Here is a 5830-nt window from a genome sequence, read left to right as displayed (position 1 = left end):
TCTCTATTGTACCGCTGGCCGCTGGCCAAGCTGAGTGCGCAGGAGGCCGATAATCTCTTCGACCGAGATCGTAAAATAGCCGCCTTTCCCACTGTCATATGCCTGTCTCCAATGACTGTATCCGTGGTCAAACCCGTCGGGAATTGGACGAACACCCTCAAGTTCAACCAGACTTTCTCTCAGTACGTCAGCCGCTACAGGGAGGTGAGGGATTGTTTGCAGCTGCTTTCCGTCATTAGGTATCGGCGCGTCAGAGACTGAGATCGATACGATCGGCTGACTTTCGCCTTCCAGATAATCGACAGCGCCTATGATCACACGCGAGGATACTGGTGTCGCGCCGTGATACGTCCAAGTCTGCCCAGGTTTGAGTGGTTGGTTCTGGGCCATGGCTGCCTGACTGAGACCAAAGCAGAGGAATACAAGACTCCATAGGAACGTCCGGTGGGTCGTTCCCATGGAGCGGTCTTAGCCCAGCACCACGTTGGCGGCGCTCTCGGGCAGATCCTCGCCGAAGGCGCGCTGGTAGAACTCGGCCACCACCGAGCGCTCCAGTTCGTCGCACTTGTTGAGGAAGGTCAGCCGGAACGCCATGCCGATATTGCCGAATATCTCGGCATTCTCTGCCCAGGTGATCACCGTGCGCGGGCTCATCACGGTCGACAGATCGCCGTTGATGAAGGCCGAGCGCGTCATGTCGGCGACGCGCACCATCTTGTTGACGATGTCCTTGCCCTTGCCGTCGCGATAGTGCTTGGCCTTGGCCAGCACGATGGCGACTTCATTGTCGTGCGGCAAATAATTCAGCGTGGTGACGATCGACCAGCGGTCCATCTGGGCCTGGTTGATCTGCTGGGTGCCGTGATAGAGGCCGGTGGTGTCGCCCAGGCCGACCGTGTTGGCGGTCGAAAACAGCCGGAAGGCCGGATGCGGGCGGATAACCCGGCTCTGGTCGAGCAGCGTCAGCCGGCCTGACGATTCCAGCACGCGCTGGATGACGAACATCACATCCGGACGGCCGGCATCATACTCGTCGAAGCACAGCGCGACATTGTGCTGGTAGGCCCAGGGCAGGATGCCGTCGCGGAATTCGGTGATCTGCAACCCGTCCTTGACCACGATCGCGTCCTTGCCGACGAGATCGATACGGCTGACATGGCTGTCGAGGTTGACGCGCACGCAGGGCCAGTTGAGGCGGGCGGCTACCTGTTCGATATGGGTCGACTTGCCGGTACCGTGATAGCCCGACACCATGACGCGGCGGTTGTAGGCAAAGCCCGCAAGGATCGCCATCGTCGTGTTCTTGTCGAACAGATAGTCCGGGTCGATGTCGGGCACATGCTCCGATGTCACCGAATAGGCCGGCACCACCATCTTGGATTCGAAGCCGAATTTCTCCTTCACCGACACCGTCGTGTCGGGCAGGTTGGCGATGTCGCGATCGACCTTGTTCATATCTCTCAACGTCTCCACGGGCGAAACGTCTGATTTCGCCGGCAATCGATTTTGTCCGGGGGCGGTCTTAAAGCCTTTTCCAACCTTATGAAAGTTGGAAAACGACACGAACCGTATGGTCGCTCAGCACAGGCCCGCCTGTTTGAGCACGCGATAGGCTTGCAGCACATCGCGGAACCGGTCTTCCGAACCTCTGTCGCCACCATTCGCATCCGGATGGTGTAGTTTCACCAGTTCCTTATAGCGCGCCTTGATCTCCTTGCCAGTCGCCTTTGTATCAAGACCAAGCGTTTCCAGCGCCTTGGCCTCAAGCGGCTTGGCCTTGCGCTCGCGCGCCTCGCGCGGATCCTTGGGTCCCTTGAACAGGTCGAACGGGTCGCGCATGCGGTTATAGTAGCCGGCGCGGCCGGAGCGCATCTGGGCCATATCGGGCGACGACCGGGTCGAGGCCCCGTTGGCGCCCATCTTCCAGGTCGGCCGGTGCCCGGTCATGGCTTCCTTCTGGAAGCGCGCGACCTCGGTGTCCGGCACGCCGGAAAAGTAGTTGAAGCCCTTGTTGTACTCGCGCACATGATCGAAGCAGAAGTGGAAATACTCACCCTCCTTCATGCGCCCGACCGGCGCACGATGGGTGCCCGCTTCCTTGCAGCCGTCCCACTGGCAGATCGGCGAGTGCGACTTCAGCTCCGCGTCCTTGTCGGGACGGACGCGAATCTTCTCGAAATATTTGGGGTACGGCTTCATCTTACCCATTTATGGGGCGTTCGCAGATGCGAAACAAGAATTGACATTTTCGCGATCATCGCCCTAACCGCTGAATCGCGGCATAAAGCAGGCGAATGGCGGATTTTGTTGCGCGGCGGCGGCCCCTCGCGAAACCGATTTTCGGTTTCCAGGCCGAGACGCCAACGATATGTGGTGAAGGGAGATGGCGATGTCCATACAGGCGACCATGGAAGACAAGCTCAACAAGGCATTTTCGCCGGACAGGCTGGTTATCATCAACGAGAGCCATCTCCATGCCGGCCACCACCATCACGGCTCCGACCATCACGGCACTTACGACGGCACCGGCGAGACGCATTTTCGCGTCCGCGTCGTCGCTTCCGCCTTTGCCAGCATGAGCCGCATCGACCGTCACCGCGCCGTCAACGAACTGCTTGCCGACGAACTGAAGGCCGGCGTGCATGCGCTGGCGATCGAACCCGCGGCTCCCGGCGAAAAGACCCGCTGGTAGGTCGCTTCCCCGCGCTCAGAGCACCGCTTCGATGAGGAACGGCCCGCGCCGTGACAGCGCACTGTCCAGCAACGCGTCGAAGCGCTCGCACGTATCGGCGCGAGCCGCCTCCACGCCCATGCCTTTGGCCAGCGATACCCAGTCGAGCGAGGGATGGTCGAGGTCGAGCATGCGCCTGGCGTTCTCGCCGATGGCGCCGACGCCGACATTCTTCATCTCGCCATGCAGGATCGCATAGGTTCGGTTGGAAAACACGATCGTCACCACGTCGAGCTTTTCCCGCGCCTGCGTCCACAATCCCTGCACCGTGTACATGCCGCTGCCGTCGGCTTCGAGATTGACCACCTTGCGGTCGGGACAGGCGATTGCCGCCCCGGTCGCCATCGGGATGCCGCCACCGATCGATCCGCCCGTGCCCATCATGTAGTCGTGCGGCGCGGCAAAGGCCGACAGCGCGAAGAAACGCCTGGCCGAGGTGACCGCTTCATCGCAGACGATCGCATCGGCCGGCAGTTTGCGCGCCACCGAAAGTGCGACGGCATCTTCCGTCAGCTTGCCGTTCGGCGTTGCCTCGTCGGGAAAAGCGGCCGCCAGCACCTTGTGTCGCGACGGCTTGATGCCAAGTTCGTCGCGAAGCGCCTCCAGCGCCGCATGCAGATCGTCGCCATGGGCGGCCAATGTCAGCACCTCGCAGCCTTCCCGGACAAGCCGTCCCGGTTTTCCCGGATAGGCGAAGAAGGCAACCGGCTCCTTTGCGCCGACCAGGATCAGAACATCGACGTCGCTCAGCACAGCCATCGCCGCATCGACCGGATAGGGGATGCGGGTCGGCGCGACACGCCCGCGCCCGCGTTGCATCCGTGCGATCAGAACCTCGCCGAACAGCCGGACGTCGCTGCCCGTCGAGATCTGCCCGGCGATGGCGAGCGCATCGGCGCGCGCGGCCTTTCCGCGAACGATCATGCCGGCCCGGCCCGGAGCGGCACGGATCGCCGCGGCGATCTTGCGTACCGCGTCCATATCGACGGCCGGCGTCGGCGCCAACGTCACCTTGCCGGGCAAAACCGCCTCGACTTCGCCCCAGGCGGCATCCGCCGGCAGGATCAGGGTCGCGACGCCGGGTGGTGTCAGCGAGGCGCGAAAGGCCGCTTCAGCTGCCGGCACGACATCGGCCGGACCCTTGACGCGGCCGACCCAGTTGGACATCGGCGCCGCAAGGCTCTCGATATCGCTGGTGAGTGGGGCATCGAGCGGCAGATGGTAAGAGGCGTGGTCGCCGACGATGTTGATCATCGGGCTGAAGGCACGCCGGGCATTGTGCATGTTGGCCAGCCCGTTGGCCAGGCCGGGACCGGTATGCAGCAGCGTCGCGGCCGGCCGATCGGTCATCCGCGCATAGCCATCGGCGGCACCCGTCACCACGCCTTCGAACAGCCCGAGCACGCAACGCATTTTCGGCTTGCGGTCAAGCGCTGCAACGAAGTGCATTTCGGAGGTGCCGGGATTGGCGAAGCAGACCGTCACATCATTGGCCAGAAGCACGTCACACAGGACATCGGCGCCGTTCATGCAATTCCCTCCCGCTCAAGATCGCAGAGCAGTTGCACCCGCGAGCACCTGCAGCAATGTCTTGCCGCTACTTTTGATCTAATCCAGTGCCGTAAAGATCAGCCAACCGTCGATTTCAGGAATGCCAGCGCGGCCGCGGTCAGCGCGTCGCCCTCCTCGCCGAAATCGCGATTGATCGACATATGCGTATAGGCGCTGCCGTCGAACAGCGTAACCTTGGTGCCCGTCGATCGCAGGCGCTCGGCAAAGGCCCTGGAGTCCTCGCTCCGGCCCGATGCCCGCGAATAGGCGATGAAAGTCGGCGGGTGCTTGCGGCCGTCGACATAGCTGGCCGGCGAAAGTGCCGCCCATTGCGCGGGATCGGAAAAGACGCGGGCATAGGCCCGGACCATACCGCCATTCTTGGCAAGTGCTGCAAGATCATAGGCCCTGGTGTCGTCGAGGATGAGCGCGGCTATGCCCGGCAATCCGCCGCGCATGCCGGTCAGCGCAACCAGATGGCAGCCGGCCGAATGGCCCATGCCGACGATGCGGTTGGGATCGCCGCCATGCCGGGCGATGTTGGCCCTGATGTAAGCATAGGCCTTTTCGACGTCACCAGCCTGGGTGGCGACATTGGCCTGCGGCAGCATGCGGTAATCGATGGAGACGAAGCAGAAGCCGTTGGCGAGCAGGAAGGCCGGTTTGGCGTCCACCTGACTGCGTTTGCCAAACTGCCAGGTGCCGCCATGAACGAAAAACACGACCGGCAGGCCGGTTGCACCATCGGGCGCGTAGATGTCGAGCTTGGCCGGCCCGTAGTCGAAGGTTTCTGGCGTGGGCCGGCGTGTTTTCCACGCGGCCGACGCTTCCAACGGCAGCATCGCCGCCATGGAGGCCATGATCAGGCTTCGTCGATCGATCATCATTGTCTCCTGGCAAGGCAAGACTGCACGCGGCCGCCCCAGCCGTCCAGTCAGGGGTTCGCAACACACCCGCTACCCGCTGAATACGGCTCCGCAACGAGCGCTTTGGTCTCGCGGAGTAGCCTCAATCCTTAAGATCGCGGCCACCTCTTCACATGAAGGGAACAAACGGTGCCCCCCGGCAGTTGAATGCGAGACGAGCCGAATGGAAGCCACAGCGGCTCCGAGGGCAAAAGCATCATGCGAGAGAACCAGTCTGACGTCTTCGATCTCTTTTCGGAAATTTACACCAACGCGGCGCAGGAAGAGATCAGCATCCAGCAATATCTCCTTGCCTGCCGCGAGGACAAGTCGATGTATGCCTCGGCGCCTGAACGGATGGTCGAGGCGATCGGCGAGCCGAACCTGGTCGACACCAGCAAGGATGAGCGGCTCGGCCGTATTTTCTCCAACCGGACCCTGAAAGTGTACCCCTCCTTCGCCGATTTCTACGGCATGGAGGATACAATCGAGCGCATCGCCGGCTATTTTCGCTATGCGTCCCAGGGGCTCGAGGAGCGCAAGCAAATCCTCTATTTGCTCGGCCCGGTGGGCGGCGGCAAATCCTCCCTTGCCGAGCGGCTGAAGAAGTTGATGGAACAGCGCCCGATCTACACGCTGAAGG

6 protein-coding genes and 1 pseudogene are annotated in these 5830 nt (G+C 62.1%); 3 read left to right on the top strand and 4 right to left on the bottom strand.

Going from position 1 to position 5830, the window contains the following annotated elements; translation table 11 throughout:
* Positions 1–261, top strand: a 261-nt coding sequence (locus tag EOA22_RS38170; RefSeq protein WP_206521314.1) for a hypothetical protein, incomplete at its 5' end; no start/stop codon positions are given.
* A gap of 207 nt (positions 262–468) precedes the next feature.
* Here the strand turns inward: EOA22_RS38170 and cobS are convergent.
* Together cobS and EOA22_RS22350 are read right to left on the bottom strand one after the other, a co-directional pair.
* Complete coding sequence (cobS, locus tag EOA22_RS22355; protein ID WP_013529367.1) at positions 469–1455, bottom strand: cobaltochelatase subunit CobS; 987 nt, start codon at positions 1453–1455, stop codon at positions 469–471.
* A gap of 123 nt (positions 1456–1578) precedes the next feature.
* The gene (locus tag EOA22_RS22350) at positions 1579–2208 is read right to left on the bottom strand and encodes a J domain-containing protein (RefSeq protein ID WP_013529366.1); all 630 of its coding nucleotides are present in this window, start codon (positions 2206–2208) and stop codon (positions 1579–1581) included.
* A gap of 181 nt (positions 2209–2389) precedes the next feature.
* On the opposite strand from EOA22_RS22350, the gene EOA22_RS22345 reads away from it, so the two are divergent.
* Positions 2390–2692 (top strand): BolA family transcriptional regulator, encoded by a 303-nt coding sequence (locus EOA22_RS22345; protein WP_063169109.1) that lies wholly within the window; start codon positions 2390–2392, stop codon positions 2690–2692.
* Positions 2693–2707: 15 nt separating this feature from the next.
* Here EOA22_RS22345 and EOA22_RS22340 read toward each other — a convergent pair whose 3' ends face one another.
* Both EOA22_RS22340 and EOA22_RS22335 read right to left on the bottom strand, forming a co-directional pair.
* Positions 2708–4261: an acetolactate synthase large subunit gene (locus EOA22_RS22340; RefSeq protein WP_063169110.1), complete on the bottom strand. Its 1554-nt coding sequence runs from the start codon at positions 4259–4261 to the stop codon at positions 2708–2710.
* A gap of 98 nt (positions 4262–4359) precedes the next feature.
* Positions 4360–5166 (bottom strand): alpha/beta hydrolase, encoded by an 807-nt coding sequence (locus EOA22_RS22335; protein ID WP_063169111.1) that lies wholly within the window; start codon positions 5164–5166, stop codon positions 4360–4362.
* 240 nt (positions 5167–5406) lie between these two features.
* Here EOA22_RS22335 and EOA22_RS22330 point away from each other — a divergent pair.
* Positions 5407–5830 (top strand): annotated as a pseudogene (locus EOA22_RS22330) (PrkA family serine protein kinase); the annotation flags it as partial.

This window comes from Mesorhizobium sp. M7A.F.Ca.US.014.04.1.1 (genome assembly GCF_003998745.1).
Classification (GTDB): domain Bacteria; phylum Pseudomonadota; class Alphaproteobacteria; order Rhizobiales; family Rhizobiaceae; genus Mesorhizobium; species Mesorhizobium ciceri.
Note: the sequence above shows the minus strand (reverse complement) of the source record. Positions and strands in the feature narration are given on the sequence as shown.